General features: G+C 44.0%; 10 protein-coding genes. 8 read left to right on the plus strand and 2 right to left on the minus strand.

The window, feature by feature from the left end:
• The first annotated feature begins 94 nt into the window (after window positions 1–94).
• The 8 genes from hyaA to MZ182_RS10495 all read left to right on the plus strand — a co-directional run bounded on the left by hyaA (window position 95) and on the right by MZ182_RS10495 (window position 11,315).
• Complete coding sequence (gene hyaA / locus MZ182_RS10460; RefSeq protein WP_011789250.1) at window positions 95–1,231, plus strand: nickel-dependent hydrogenase small subunit; 1,137 nt, start codon at window positions 95–97, stop codon at window positions 1,229–1,231.
• Between the two features lie 3 nt (window positions 1,232–1,234).
• A complete protein-coding gene (gene hyaB, locus MZ182_RS10465; protein ID WP_248066956.1) occupies window positions 1,235–2,938 on the plus strand; it encodes a nickel-dependent hydrogenase large subunit in 1,704 nt (567 codons plus the stop codon).
• 19 nt (window positions 2,939–2,957) lie between these two features.
• Window positions 2,958–3,632 carry a Ni/Fe-hydrogenase, b-type cytochrome subunit gene (cybH, locus tag MZ182_RS10470; RefSeq protein ID WP_011789248.1) on the plus strand — a complete coding sequence of 225 codons (675 nt, stop codon included), beginning with the start codon at window positions 2,958–2,960 and terminating at the stop codon, window positions 3,630–3,632.
• A gap of 7 nt (window positions 3,633–3,639) precedes the next feature.
• On the plus strand, window positions 3,640–4,203 hold the full coding sequence (locus MZ182_RS10475) for a HyaD/HybD family hydrogenase maturation endopeptidase (RefSeq protein WP_011789247.1): 564 nt from the start codon (window positions 3,640–3,642) through the stop codon (window positions 4,201–4,203).
• Entirely contained in the window at window positions 4,184–6,037 is a 1,854-nt protein-coding gene (locus tag MZ182_RS10480) for a NiFe hydrogenase (RefSeq protein ID WP_248066953.1), read from the plus strand. The genes MZ182_RS10475 and MZ182_RS10480 overlap by 20 nt, the downstream gene beginning before the upstream one ends.
• Window positions 6,038–6,067: 30 nt before the next feature.
• On the plus strand, window positions 6,068–8,473 hold the full coding sequence (gene hypF, locus MZ182_RS10485; RefSeq protein WP_248066950.1) for a carbamoyltransferase HypF: 2,406 nt from the start codon (window positions 6,068–6,070) through the stop codon (window positions 8,471–8,473).
• Window positions 8,474–8,696: 223 nt separating this feature from the next.
• Window positions 8,697–10,322 carry a cation:proton antiporter gene (locus tag MZ182_RS10490; protein ID WP_411028073.1) on the plus strand — a complete coding sequence of 542 codons (1,626 nt, stop codon included), beginning with the start codon at window positions 8,697–8,699 and terminating at the stop codon, window positions 10,320–10,322.
• A gap of 30 nt (window positions 10,323–10,352) precedes the next feature.
• Entirely contained in the window at window positions 10,353–11,315 is a 963-nt protein-coding gene (locus MZ182_RS10495) for a universal stress protein (protein WP_011789243.1), read from the plus strand.
• A 68-nt stretch (window positions 11,316–11,383) separates the two neighbouring features.
• Here the strand turns inward: MZ182_RS10495 and MZ182_RS10500 are convergent, their stop codons facing one another.
• Window positions 11,384–12,409, minus strand: coding sequence for a GGDEF domain-containing protein (locus MZ182_RS10500; protein WP_041408173.1), 1,026 nt, complete (start codon window positions 12,407–12,409; stop codon window positions 11,384–11,386).
• A gap of 148 nt (window positions 12,410–12,557) precedes the next feature.
• Window positions 12,558–14,183 carry a phosphoethanolamine transferase gene (locus MZ182_RS10505; RefSeq protein ID WP_011789241.1) on the minus strand — a complete coding sequence of 542 codons (1,626 nt, stop codon included), beginning with the start codon at window positions 14,181–14,183 and terminating at the stop codon, window positions 12,558–12,560.
• Window positions 14,184–14,380: the final 197 nt, after the last annotated feature.

The raw sequence follows: 14,380 nt of genomic DNA on the forward strand, positions 1-14,380 counted from the left end.
ATCAATAATCTTTACAAACCTAAAGCCTAAACTGATAACGTCAATTATGTAAAACATTTACAATTTACATTCAAATAACAAAAAAGGTTGATCCATGGACACACATGCAGCCCTATATGAACAGGGAAAAGCGCGCTTAGAGGCACTTCGCCAGCTCGCTCCCCGTCAACAGCAATCCCTTGTCGAAAAAATGCAACAACATGGCATTAGTCGCCGTGATTTTATGAAATGGAGTGCGATGGTGACGGGCATGCTCGCATTACCACTTCCGTTTAGTAACTTAGTAGCCGAAGCGGCCGAATTAGCTGACCGAGTCCCCTTAATTTGGTTACATATGGCCGAGTGTACTGGTTGTTCTGAATCTCTTGTTCGTGCCGATACACCGAACTTAGATTCACTGATCTTCGACCATATTTCGCTGGAATACCACGAGACCTTAATGGCGGCCTCTGGTTGGCAAGCAGAAGAAAATCTCGAACATGCGCTAGAAGCCTACAAGGGTCGCTACTTGCTGGCTGTTGAGGGGGCCATTCCTACCGCCAATAATGGCAGTTTCTTAACTGTGGGTTGTAAAGGCCACACAGGTTTAGAGATTATCAAGCATGCTGCTGAAGGTGCTGCAGCCATTATTTCGGTCGGCACTTGCGCCGCATTTGGTGGCGTTCAAGCCGCATACCCTAACCCCACTGGCGCCAAAGGTGTCCATGAGGTCGTGAGTAAACCTGTTATTAATTTAGGCGGTTGTCCACCGAGTGAAAAAAATATTGTGGGTACATTGATGTACTTCATTATGTTTGGAAGATTACCCGCACTGGATATGTTTAATCGTCCAAAGTGGGCTTATGGTGCTCGAGTACATGATAACTGCGAACGTCGTGGCCGTTTCGATGCAGGTGAATTCGTTGAAGAATTTGGCGATCACGGTGCGAAAGAAGGTTATTGCCTTTATAAGGTGGGTTGTAAAGGTCCTTACACTTACAACAACTGCCCAACCGAACGCTTTAACCATCACACTAGCTGGCCAGTACTCGCTGGACACGGTTGTATGGGATGCTCAGAACCTAACTTCTGGGATGATATGGCTGACTTTGAAAAACCCCTTGGCCGTCAACTCCTCCATGGATTGGATGCGACCGCAGATACTATTGGTGCGGTAATTTTAGGCGCGACTGTGGTGGGCATTGGAGCCCATGCTGTTGCCAGTATTTTTGCCAAACCGCTGGAGGAATAACCCATGAGCAAGCGCGTTGTTATCGACCCTATTACCCGTATTGAGGGTCACTTACGTATCGAAGTTGAAGTTGATGAGAATAATGTCATCAACAAGGCTTGGTCATCCTCTACCCTTTGGCGTGGTATTGAAGTCATCCTCAAGGGCCGTACGCCTATGGATGTTGGCCTTATCGTTCAGCGGATTTGCGGTGTGTGTACTTATTCCCATTACCGTTGTGGTACAGAAGCCGTTGAAAATGCACTGGGGCTCCAAATTCCACTGAACGCAAAATACTTACGCTCCTTGATGCAAACCTCGCTCTATATGCACGATCATATTGTGCACTTCTACCATTTACATGGTTTAGATTGGGTTGATGTGGTTTCTGCACTCAGCGCCGATCCCGCGAAAGCCGCCCAAGTTGCCTTAAAATATACCGATAACCCCATTGCCGCTGGTGAAGGTGACTTAAGGGCAGTCCAGGAGCGAATTAAGGGCTTTGTCGATACCGGTAAACTGGGCCCTTTTGCGAATGCTTATTGGGGTAATGGCACTTATAAATTTACGCCTGAACAAAACCTTGTTGCTCTATCACATTACCTTAAAGCTCTTGAAATACAGCGTATTGCTGCTGAAATGATGGCAATATTCGGCGGTAAATCTCCTCATCCACAATCGATTGTGGTCGGCGGAGTAACCTCAGTACGCGACATGTTAAGCCCTGCACGCCTGCAAGAATGGAAGCAAAAACACGCTATCGTGACTGACTTTATTGTGCGCGGATACCAAGCTGACATCGTCATGGCCGCCGAAGCTTTTGGTGCTGAACCCAGTGTACTGGGTGGCGTTAACGTGAAGAACTTTATGGCTTCACAAGAGTTTGTTCTTGCCAATGGTGAGCACCTGTTTGACCAAGGTGTGATTATGAATGGCGATTTAGCGGGCGTCAGTGATATCAACCCAGACTGGATTGCCGAAGACGTCACCCACGCTTGGTACAGCGCCGATGCGCCGCAACACCCCTACGACGGGACAACTATCCCTAACTATACCGGCTTTGTTGAGCGCGATACTGTTTACGGTAAATTGCCAACCTTAGACGGTGACGGTAAATATTCGTGGGTGAAATCACCTCGTTATAAAGGTGAACCGGTTGAAGTTGGCCCACTCGCTTGCTTACTGGTTAGCTATGCCCGCGGTAATCAAATTGTTGTGGATACCGTTAATGGCCTACTCGCGCGGACGGGCTTACCTATTGAAGCATTATTTACCACTTTAGGCCGTACCGCTGCACGTATGTTGCAAACACTGATCGCGGCGCAACAAGGCTTAAAAACCTTCGACGCATTAATTACCAATATTCAGTCAGATGAAACAACCTATATAAAACCCGATATGGACCCGAATAAGGAATATATTGGCCATGCCATGATGGAAGCTCCCCGTGGTTCGTTAAGCCACTGGATCAGAATCAAAAATGGTGTGATTGAAAACTATCAAACTGTGGTACCGACCACTTGGAACGCCGGTCCTATTGATGCCAACGGTAAAATGGGTCCCTATGAAGCTTCGCTCATTGGCTTAAAACTGGAAGATCCAACTAAACCCCTTGAGGTGATACGTATTATTCACTCATTTGACCCTTGCATGGCGTGTTCTGTACACGTAATGGATTTTAAAGGTCAGGCATTGAGCGAGTTCCGTGTCAGCCCCAATGGACAATAATCGAGGGAGGGAGCGCATAATGAACCATTCTGCAACCCGCATTCGTACACTAGTATTTAGTCCTGCAATACGAATTTTTCACTGGCTCAGGGCACTGTCAATATTGGTGCTGGTGATCACAGGATTCTATATTGCTTGGCCGTTTCTTGTGGCACCAGAAAGTAGCGATGTACTCGTTCAAGGTTGGATCCGTTTTGCTCACTTGGTTTGTGGTTTTTTACTGACCGCAATTACTTTAGTTCGCTTCTACCTGTATTTTTTCAGCCGAAGCGATATTGAGCGACGTTCATTCCGGGATGTAATGAGTATCCAAAGTTGGATAACCCAACTGAAATCCTATATTTGGATGGGACATTTGCATAAAGCGGGAGTCTATGGACCACTGCAATTTGTGACTTATGTAGCAATATCCTTAGTTGCACTGGTGATTTGTATTACAGGCCTCGTTTTATATGCCAATGTATACCACGAAGGTTTAGGTGGCATGCTTTGGGGAAGCGCAGCCTGGATTACAGCACAAATGGGTGGACTCGCACAGGTCAGGATTTGGCACCACTACCTCACTTGGGCATTTGTTATCTTTGTGGTTATCCACGTCTATATGGCGGTTTGGTCAGGGATACGCTTCAAACATAACTCTGTTGACTCAATTGTCTCTGGCTATGACTACCATAAGCCAGACTCACATCACTAGGAGTCCAATGAAGATATTGCTACTTGGTATTGGCAATGTCCTGTACGCCGATGAAGGCATCGGCGTACATTTTGTCAATTACATTGCTGATAATTATCAGTTTACCCATGAGTCCCACCAGCTAGAACTGCTCGACGGCGGTACGCTGGCTCAGGGACTCATTCCTATTATCTGCCAATATGATTATTTAATTGTGGTTGATACCGTTAATGCCAATGGTGTCGATACTGGCGAAGTCTATTTCTTCGATTTTGACAAAGCACCCAAGGAAATTGATTGGCAAGGCAGCGCACATGAAGTGGAAATGCTGCAAACCCTCAATATGATGGAAATGGTGGGTGATCGGCCTAAAACCTTTGTGCTAGGTGTCACACCTACAGTGCTTGAACCTATGATCCTAGGGCTAACTCCTAAGGTCGCAGCAGCCGTGCCTTTAATGGAAAAAACCTTGTTAACCCACTTAGCCTCCCTTGGCTTTACTGTGACGCGCATCGCTGAACATAGCATTGATTCGCTGATCCCAGACTCTTATAAACGTGGTGTCCTTATAGATGAAAAACATCAGATTTGATTTTACCTGCTCACGTCAGGTGCCTTTGTACGCGCATTTATGTAATCAATATCTAAATTATGATGCACTGAACATTACTATTGGCTGTGACAATCAAAACCACTTTGGTTCACAAACCTATTTCATTGAAGCCCAAGGTGAGCAAACACAACTGGAACAACTTGCCGATGCAATCGCCGCGGATTTTTTAATTTCTGCTTGGCTCATTGACTCAGGCATCAAGGTCATCAATGAATCCACCGGTCACAAAACACTCCTTCCTTGTTTATATGCCACACCTTCGTCAACCAATACTGCCCGAGCGATCGCACCTTTTTGTCAGCAATGCTACCCACTGTTCGGTGATAATCAGTCAGCTCAATTTGGCATCATTGACCTGGCTTGCCCTTGTTGCAAAGGCGAAAACCTGTTAACCACCGAACAAAAAGCTTTAACCTTGTCAGACATAAAAGCTATGGCACAGCATTTACTGACACAAGGCACATTAACACTTAATGCACCAGACAGTATCAGCCTTAGCTTGACGCCTTTTACCAGGGACGCCTTAGGCGAACGTCCCCAATTATTGATCTGCAATCCCAATACACTCAATGCCCATTTTTGCCTCAAAGATCATCAAGTATTAGCGCTTTCCAGTATAGAAAAACCGCTGATCTGTGCCAGACCCACCCAAGAGCACAGTAAACTTACCGCCCCACTTTACGATATATGTTTTGCTTATAGTCGCGTTATCTTAGTGCTGGCTGAAGTGCTCAGGCAAAAAGGCGTAGATTGGGTCTATATTCAAGGCGATCACCAAAGACCAAAGCTTGCGTGGGTCGATGGCGCTTGGGCTCAGCTATCAAGCCAACACATTGTGGCTGTTAAACAATTTATCGCACCTGAACCGCTACGCGAAAAAATCAGCTTTGAGGGCTATCAAGCACAATGGCAAGCCATTAAGCGCTCGCGTTCGCACCAAGGAGAATTGACTGTCACGGCGTTATACGACCCACAATCAAACGAACACTCAACTATTGAGAACACCCATTCAGAAGATCATACTTTCACCGATTGTGCGCTATTCAGCGCATTGCTAAACGGCAAGTTAGCCAGCCATAAACAGGCAAAAAATGCCGCTATCATCTACCTTAGCCGCACTAGGCCCAGCCAAATCGTTACCTGCGATAAAAAGGGTGATACTGAACTCTTCTTCGCATTACCTGAGTTACCCGATAACGGCTATGAAATCTTCCATCAATTGGATAGCTGCCCACAAAAAGCCGTAGCACAAAAATTTAAAAGCTTGTTTCCGGATGACTATTTAAAATTACTGAGCCTAAAACTGTCAGGAAGACGTGATAACTTACAGAGCCTGTGGGCAATTGCCGCTATCTTAGTGGGACTTAACCACAGTGAAGAAACTCAACGTCCAGAAACCTTGAGTGATGCCCTAATGGCGGCGGCCATGCGTTACCAAGGTGCCAATGCGCCGCGTATCGATTACCCCTTGACTAAAGGTGAAGCACATCGCAGCCTTAATTGGTGCAAAACCTTAGGTACTGTGCTGAGTTTTCGTATTGCAGGCAATGGCGATCCCAGCCAACTCGCCTTTGCGATGCAGGATTCCCTTGCTGACTATTTCGCAAACTGGTTAGAACATATCGATCTGAATATCGGATTACAGCAGATTGCTCTCGCTGGAGATGAGTTAACCAATGAAACCCTCTGCAAACGGATAAGTTTACGCATAGGAAAGAACTTTCCTCTTGTGATTAATCGCAGTCTTGATTTAGACGGAGATAATTTAGCCGTCGGCGCGCTCTACGCTAAGCAGCGTAAACTGAATGAGTAACGTTTAACAAAAAAGCCAAGAGAATACGTATTGGAACATGTTGTCCTAGAGAACCAAGCGCTCAAGCGATATAAATTGCATATTACAGGCATAGTACAAGGGGTGGGGTTTCGCCCCTTTGTATATCGTTACGCCCTTGATAACCAACTAACGGGCACTGTACTCAATAATGCCCAAGGTGTAACCATTGAGTTGCAGGGTAATGAGACTCGTCTCGAACTTTTTATCACCGCACTCAAATCCAATCCACCACCACTGGCGCGAATCGATCAGATAACTCAAACATTACTACCCGTTATTGAAGGCGAAACTCTATTTGCCATCATCGAAAGTTGTGATGAAGATATTGAGGGATCAGGCAGTGCTGTCGCTGTATCTGCCGACAAAAGTACCTGTCAAGATTGCCTAAACGATATGCATAACCCCAAGGATCGCCACTTCGGTTATGCCTTTACCAACTGCACTAATTGTGGTCCAAGATACACTATTATCAATGCGTTACCCTATGATAGACACAATACGGCTATGGCTGATTTTGTCATGTGTCCAGATTGTGCAAAATCGTACTACGATCCGCTCGATCGCCGTTATCATGCCCAACCCGTAAGCTGCCCTAACTGTGGTCCTCAACTCTATTTAAAAACACCACAGGGAGAAGATATTACGCCAGTTAACCTCACACAGCAGACTGTGTTACAACTGGCGGCCAATAGATTAGCCCAAGGGCAAATTCTGGCGATTAAAGGATTAGGTGGGTTTCATTTAGTATGCGATGCACGCCATACTGGGGCTGTCACAGCACTTCGCCAACGTAAACAGCGTCAAGCAAAGCCCTTAGCGGTCATGGTGGCCAATATTGCGATGGCGCAGCGATATGTCACCGGGACAGATGCTGAATGGCAAGTGCTCAGTTCACAGGAACGCCCCATCGTACTGATGAATAGCGTACCCGCAAACGATCTTAGCATTGAAGTCGCCCCTAATCTGGATAAACTCGGGGTATTCTTACCTTATACCCCACTGCATCATTTGCTGTTAGCTCTCTTCAATGGACCCTTGGTCGCCACAAGTGCCAATGTATCGGGTGAACCTATCATCACCCACTGTGATGAGTTAGTGAGTCACCTGAGCCATGTTGTAGATGCCATAGTCGATCATAATCGCCCTATTATTAACGGCTGCGATGACAGTGTTGTACAAGTCATCCAACCTCGAACACATGACACGGCCCCTTATCTTATACCGCCAAGTGTACAAGTACTGCGCCTCGCTCGGGGATTTGCTCCAGCCAGTTTTTCCCTAACAACACCTTTGACTCAATCGATTCTTGCCGTTGGTGCACAACAAAAAAATGCGATTGCCTTCGGTTTTGGCTCGAATGTTTTTTTAAGCCCACATATTGGCGATCTCTTTAGTGTCAGTGCTGAGCAGTATTTTGAACGTACATTAACCACCTTCTCTCGCCTATATCACTTTGAACCTAAATGGATTATTTGTGATAAACATCCAGACTACGCGCCTTCTCGTTGGGCGCAGGCTAATAGTGTCTTAGATGCTAATGACGCCATAGATACAAGCCAACAACGCAAATGTTTCTCGGTGCAGCATCACCATGCCCATGTATTGAGTGTGATGGCAATTAATCAATATCGCGATCCCGTTCTCGGCTTTAGCTTCGATGGGACAGGACTTGGGGAAGATGGCCGTTTATGGGGCGGCGAAGTGCTATTAACCACGCTCGATAAAGCAGAACGGTTGGCTCACTTTGAGCCCATCGCCTTACTGGGTGGTGAGCAAGCGATTAAACAGCCAGTAAGACTCTTATTAGCACTCCTATTTGAACAAATGAGTCTAAGCGAGGTACTGGCTCTGCCATTACCTATACTAAGATGCCTTAGTCCAAACACACTGACGAATTTACATAAAATCTGGCAAAACGGCAGCGCAATAGAAAGCTCATCCGTTGGACGTCTGTTTGATGCCCTCGCCTGTGCGTTAGGGCTTATTGAAACCACGCTATTCGAAGGCCAAGCAGGGATGGCTATTGAAGCTGCAGCAAATCGTGCCGATATGCTGGCACTCGATCCGTTAATCCTCGATCTTCCCTTCAGCGAGGGACAATGGAGCAGCAGTGCCATGTTCAAACAAATTATTCAGTTAATCACAGCGCAACCCTTAACCGCTCACAGACGCGACACGATAGCCCGCGCCTTTTTACATACCCTAGGTGAAGCAATCTGTGTTTATGCCGCTAAATACAAACATCTTCCAACCGTACTTTGTGGTGGTGTTTTTCAAAATAAATACCTGTTGGAATACTGCCTGAGTCAACTCAGTGTCCAAGATAATCAGGTATTATCTAGTCAACACATCCCCATCAATGATGGAGGGATAGCCCTTGGCCAACTGTGGTATGGGATTCATCAAACCGATTGAAAATGCGTTATTTGATGCACCAGGCGTGCGATAGAAGAGGCTTTGTTAAAATGTAAGTATGCTCTATGTCCTTATACTATTGACAGTTTTTAGTAAAAACGCTGGACATACATTAGCCTTTTTGTTCTATCCTTATACGTAAATACGGTGCTTAGCTGAGGGTGGAACCTTGATTGACATCATTACGCAATCCTCATTTACTGAAATTGCCGCACTGCTGGTTATGGCCGCTATTATCGGCTTTATTGGTATATTTTTGCGTCAGCCTCTTATAGTCAGTTTTATTGTTGTCGGTCTACTCTCTGGTCCTTCCGTTTTAGATATAGTGCATTCAAAAGAGCAAATTAATTTACTTTCAGAATTAGGCATTGCTGTTTTACTTTTCCTCGTGGGTATCAAGCTGGATGTAAAACTCATCAAATCTATTGGTGGGGTTTCAATACTCACGGGGCTTGGACAGGTAATATTTACCTCCATTGTTGGCTATTTTATCGGATTAGCTCTTGGGTTAGATCATATCACCAGTAGTTATATTGCCGTCGCCCTGACCTTTTCATCGACCATTATCATCGTCAAGCTTTTGTCCGATAAACGAGAAATTGACTCTCTGCATGGACAAATAGCATTAGGTTTTTTGATCGTTCAAGATCTTGTCGTCGTGGTCGCCATGATAGTCTTAGCTGCCATCGGCATAGGTTCTGATGCGGGGCATAGCGGAACTCAAAATACATCGATACTGCAAGTGACAGCATCAGGCATCGGATTAGTGCTATTTATCATTGTTTTTGTTCGATATTTAGCCAGCCCTCTCACAGAGCAATTGGCAAAAGTACCGGAATTACTGCTGATATACTCAATAGCACAAGCGACGCTATTTGCCGCCGTCTGTGATTTATTAGGCTTAGGGATGGAAGTGGGAGGCTTACTCGCAGGGATTGCGCTTGCTTCAACCCCTTACCGCGAAAGTATTGCCGCAAGACTTGGCCCCCTGCGCGATTTTCTATTGTTATTCTTTTTTATCGCCCTTGGTGCGACCTTAGATTTGTCTCAACTTGGATCACATATCTACGCAGCCATCCTATTTTCGGTCTTCGTGTTAATAGGCAACCCTCTAATTGTGTTGATTATCATGGGATTAATGGGCTACAAAAAAAGAACCAGTTTTTTAGCTGGCCTAACCGTTGCACAAATCAGTGAATTCTCGCTCATTTTTATTGCGATGGGGATAAGCCTAGGCCATATTCAACAAGACATTTTGGGGTTAGTGACCTTAGTCGGCATTGTCACTATCACGGCATCAACCTATATGATCACCTACTCCCATAAACTTTACGCAATATGCGAACCGATATTGGGAATATTTGAACGAACAGGCACTCCACGTGAACAACCTTCTAAACATTCAACCCAAGATCATTATCAAGTGGTCATCTTTGGATTAGGACGTTTAGGGACGGCAATTGCTGCGCGTCTAAAAGAAAAAGGCGTGAAAGTACTCGGTTTAGACTTCAATCCATCAGCCATAAAAAAGTGTCGCTTACTCGGTATTGATACAGAATACGGCGATGTGACAGACGCCGAGTTTATCGCCGAACTTCCTCTTAGACACGCCCATTGGATTGTATCTACTATGCCACAGCACCATACGGGCCTGACCTTAGAAGATACAAGAAAAACCATTATACAACTCACTCGCACAAGCGGTTTTAGCGGTAAATTAGCCACGGTTTCTCAGAGTAAAAAAGAAACGGAAGAATTAACAATGCTGGGTATCGACCTCGTATTAGAACCCTTTCAAGATGCTGCAGATAGGGCAATAGAGTTGTTACTTGATGGTGTGGATGTATAAATCTACCCACTATAAATAAGGAGATATTCCATGAATCAATTCAAAAACATCTTATATGTACTGCATCCTCATGGAGATGAAAATCCCCAATCATTAGCCAGAGTCATCTCACTTACCAACAATAATCAGGCTGAATTAACACTATTACGTATTATCCCTAAGCCTTCATTGAGTGCTTATACCAAACAACTAGGCATTAATGATGAAGACATAGCACAAAAAATACAGAACCATGAAGAAGCTAAATTGCGAGAATTACTGGCGTTTTTTACGCCCCACTGCACCGCGAAAGCTGAACTAAAAATGGGTAAAAGTTACATCGATATCATTCACACAGTGCAGATGGAAAATATTGATTTAGTCATCAAAGAAACTGAATCAAATAGCTGGCTCGATCGCCTTTTTGGCAGTAACGATATGCACCTGCTGCGCAAATGCCCCTGTCCAATTTGGTTAATGCAACCCAATGAAAATCCCAATTACCGCCATATTATGGCCGCGGTGGATTTCAATAGTGATATTACCGAAGAAGAAAATAGTGATTTAAATCAAGAGATAGTAAATATAGCCAGTGCACTCGCACTGTCTGATTTTGCATCACTACATGTAGTAAATGCATACGATACGCCTGAAGCTGGATTTATTGGTTTATGGGCAGAGCAACCCGAAAAATTAGAGCGCCAGTTATTAGAAGACGAATATCTTCAAAAACGCAGTAAAATGGCAACGCTCTTTGATAATTTAAAAAATAAACTGGGTAAGCAATCCTACGATTATCTTTCCCCCCAGTCCCATTTGGTACAAGGCGCTGCCGCTCAAGAACTTCCACAATTAGCCAAAAAGCTACAGGTCGATATTGTCGTTATGGGCACCGTTGCCCGTACAGGTATTCCTGGGCTTATCATCGGAAATACAGCGGAAGCGATCCTTACCCAACTGAATTGTTCAGTACTAGCGATTAAACCTAAGGGATTTATTTCCCCAGTAAAATAGTTCGCGAACTGGATACTCAAACAATCTGAAGATGTGGCGTTGTGTATTGTGAGGAGGTTTGGGTATCTCTATCCCCTAACACAGTTACGCCCATCGGATTTAGCTTCATATAAGGCTTTATCCGCTCGGCTAAAGAGCGTTTCGGCATCATCACCCTCTTGTAATGAGGCAAGACCGATCGATACTGTAATTGCGCCGAGGGATAATTTTTTATCTTTACCTATGGTTAAGTGCCGCTCTGAAATACGTTCTCTTAAGGTTTCCGCAACTTGTAAAGCATCGTGAAAATGGGTATTAGGCAAAAGCACTACAAACTCTTCGCCACCATAGCGAGCAACAAAGTCATCACCTCGAACACATTGCTTTAAGGCGAGTGCGACATAAGCTAATACTTTATCGCCAATTTGATGACCATAGGTATCATTAAATTGTTTAAACCTATCTATATCAACAATCAGTAAGCTACAACGGGAATGCTGTTCTTGGGCGCGGTGAATATGGTCTTGAATGGCAATTTCATAGGCGCGGCGATTATATAAAGACGTTAATTGATCCGTCATGGCCGCCAGACTTAAATTTTCCATTTCCGACTTAAGATGTTGTACCTCTTGCCCCATGGCATTTAGGCTTTGTTCCATGTTTTGGTTGTTGATCAGTAAATTTTGCATTTCATCCATCACACCATCAACAAGTTGATTTAAGGTATTAATGTCAGAATTGGATTGAAGCTTGATGCCAAATTCCGCTAAAGTGCCCGAAAAATCCGCGGTCCCTTGGTTCAATTGTACAATTTTGCACAGTAATGAATTGATTAAAATCTGAGTCTCTATTTGTACATTCTCAATCACCTCGGGGGATTGTTCTTGGATAAAATTTTTATATAAGCTTGTATTAACCTCTTTTGTAAACACAACACCGTTTGCGATAAAACCATCAATCGCACGGTTTAAGTCAAGATTAGTCCCCGCAAAATATTCATACCAAACCGTATAGTTTTCCGGGGTAACGGGGATATCAAGGGCCGACATTTGTGGCACGGCTAGCCGCAAAATTTGCGCCGCGGAATCAAGTTCTTTATTTTCAACAGAAAACATAAATATTGAAACCATATTATTGTTAATTTTTTGTATAACATAAGTTAGCTCAACTGATCGAATTTGGATATGGGGAAGCATAATTATTGTGATGGTTTTAAACCTATACCTGACATTCGCATAGGTTTATCTTATCTAATACCGTCCATTAGCTACGACAAGAGGCAAAAATATCAAGATGGCTTTGGTACACCTCAGTCTTCACATTCATTAACCCTAAGAGGCTATCGAATAAATTGTCATGGGAGTATCCTCCCTTGTCAGCATGTTCGGCCAAGCACGCCATATTTAAATGATTATCTTGACTGAAATGATCAGAGACCCAAGCTAACATGGGGATACTGGTTTGTTCTATCGGCGCAATACTGTAAGGCGCACCATGTAAATACATCCCCTTTTCCCCCAATGATTCACCATGATCACTGAGATATAACATCGCTGTATTAAATTTATCTTGCTGTTTTTGAAGTTTTTTAACGACTTCGCTCACTATATAGTCCGTATACAGCAGCGTGTTGTCATAGGTATTTACCAACTCTTCGTTGGTGCAATTTTGGATATCACTGCGTTGGCAATCGGGTATAAATCGACGGTATTGCGGGGGATAACGTAGAAAATAAGTTGGACCGTGACTGCCAATAATATGCAAGGCAAGCACAGTGTCTTTCGCTTTTGCGCTATTAAGCGCCTCATCTAATTTCTCTAATAACACCTGATCAAAACAATATTGCCCAGAGCAGAGTTTAAGATCACTATTGAGATCAACAGTGATATTCTCTATGCGATCGCAAACGCCTTTACACCCAGAGTCATTATCAAACCACTTCACCTCAATATCAGCATGTTTCAGCACATCCATAACCGTATCTTGAGCATAAGCGCGGCGTGAATCGTAATCTTTGCGCCCCATTCGTGAAAACATACAGGGCAAGGACACCGCCGTTGCGGTACCACAGGAATGGGTATCCTTAAACACTATCAAGCCAAGATCTTGGGTATAGGCATTGGTTGGCTTTTTATAGCCATAATATTGGTAGTTCATCGAACGTGCAGTTTCCCCGACCACCAGCACCAATAAGTTGGGTTTATGGTTAGGGGTAGCACTGACATCTTTTGCATCCAATCCAAGTGTTTCATATTGGATTGGTGTTTGTAAATAATGTGAATACATGTACTTAGAGACCGAACCCACAAAATAAGTTGGCACAATATAACGTCTCAGGCCATCGTTATTTCGACCAAACGTGGCGTAATCCTGAAAATAGAAAAAACCAATCACCCCGATACCAGCAAGCATTATTAGCATAAAAAATACTTTATGTGCCAACTCCTTAAAGAACGGTTTGTATTGAATATCGGCTTTATAGATAAGGTATGCTGGCAATATCCCTGTTAACAGTAAATTAGCCACTGAAGCAACATTAATATACATCCAGGCTTCCGCCTGATTCGTCTGAAAAATGTTTTCAATCATGCCGTAATCAAATACAACCTGGTATTTCATCGTGGCAAAAAATACCGTCGACGACATTAAGGTGAGCACGATAAACAAGGGTTTTAGTAGATACTTCACCGAAAAAAACGAAAATACCAAGCCAAGGGCAAAGGTAAAAAACAGTGGCATACTGGCGATAAAAAGCGGATCTACCTCAGGCTGTTTTTCAATACCTTCGTGAATAAAAGTAAAGAGTGGGATATTAAAAATACACACATAGAACAATGCAGTGATCAGCGTAAATTGATTCACTGATAAGGTCTTAAATCTTGTTAGCACCGATAACGCTCTCTCAAATTGGCCGTTGGCCGAAGCTAACTTAATTTTCTTAAGGTAATCTTACGACTTAATTTTCGCGCCATAGTAGCAAGCGACGCCCCTAGCTCAAACCTTATTAACTCCCTGTTATCCATAAAAAAACGGCCGAATATCAATAAACTCGGCCGTTTTACTCCCCAACCTATAGGGACTTGCTC

It is taken from the genome of Shewanella sp. JNE2 (genome assembly GCF_023159115.1).
Taxonomy (GTDB): domain Bacteria; phylum Pseudomonadota; class Gammaproteobacteria; order Enterobacterales; family Shewanellaceae; genus Shewanella; species Shewanella putrefaciens.

Coding starts and splice junctions, on each gene's coding strand:
- cybH (WP_011789248.1), top strand. CDS start 2,958: ATGAACCATTCTGCAACCCGCATTCGTACACTAGTATTTAGTCCTGCA.
- MZ182_RS10490 (WP_411028073.1), top strand. CDS start 8,697: ATGGCCGCTATTATCGGCTTTATTGGTATATTTTTGCGTCAGCCTCTT.
- hyaA (WP_011789250.1), top strand. CDS start 95: ATGGACACACATGCAGCCCTATATGAACAGGGAAAAGCGCGCTTAGAG.
- MZ182_RS10480 (WP_248066953.1), top strand. CDS start 4,184: ATGAAAAACATCAGATTTGATTTTACCTGCTCACGTCAGGTGCCTTTG.
- MZ182_RS10475 (WP_011789247.1), top strand. CDS start 3,640: ATGAAGATATTGCTACTTGGTATTGGCAATGTCCTGTACGCCGATGAA.
- hyaB (WP_248066956.1), top strand. CDS start 1,235: ATGAGCAAGCGCGTTGTTATCGACCCTATTACCCGTATTGAGGGTCAC.
- MZ182_RS10500 (WP_041408173.1), bottom strand. CDS start 12,409: ATGTTTTCTGTTGAAAATAAAGAACTTGATTCCGCGGCGCAAATTTTG.
- MZ182_RS10495 (WP_011789243.1), top strand. CDS start 10,353: ATGAATCAATTCAAAAACATCTTATATGTACTGCATCCTCATGGAGAT.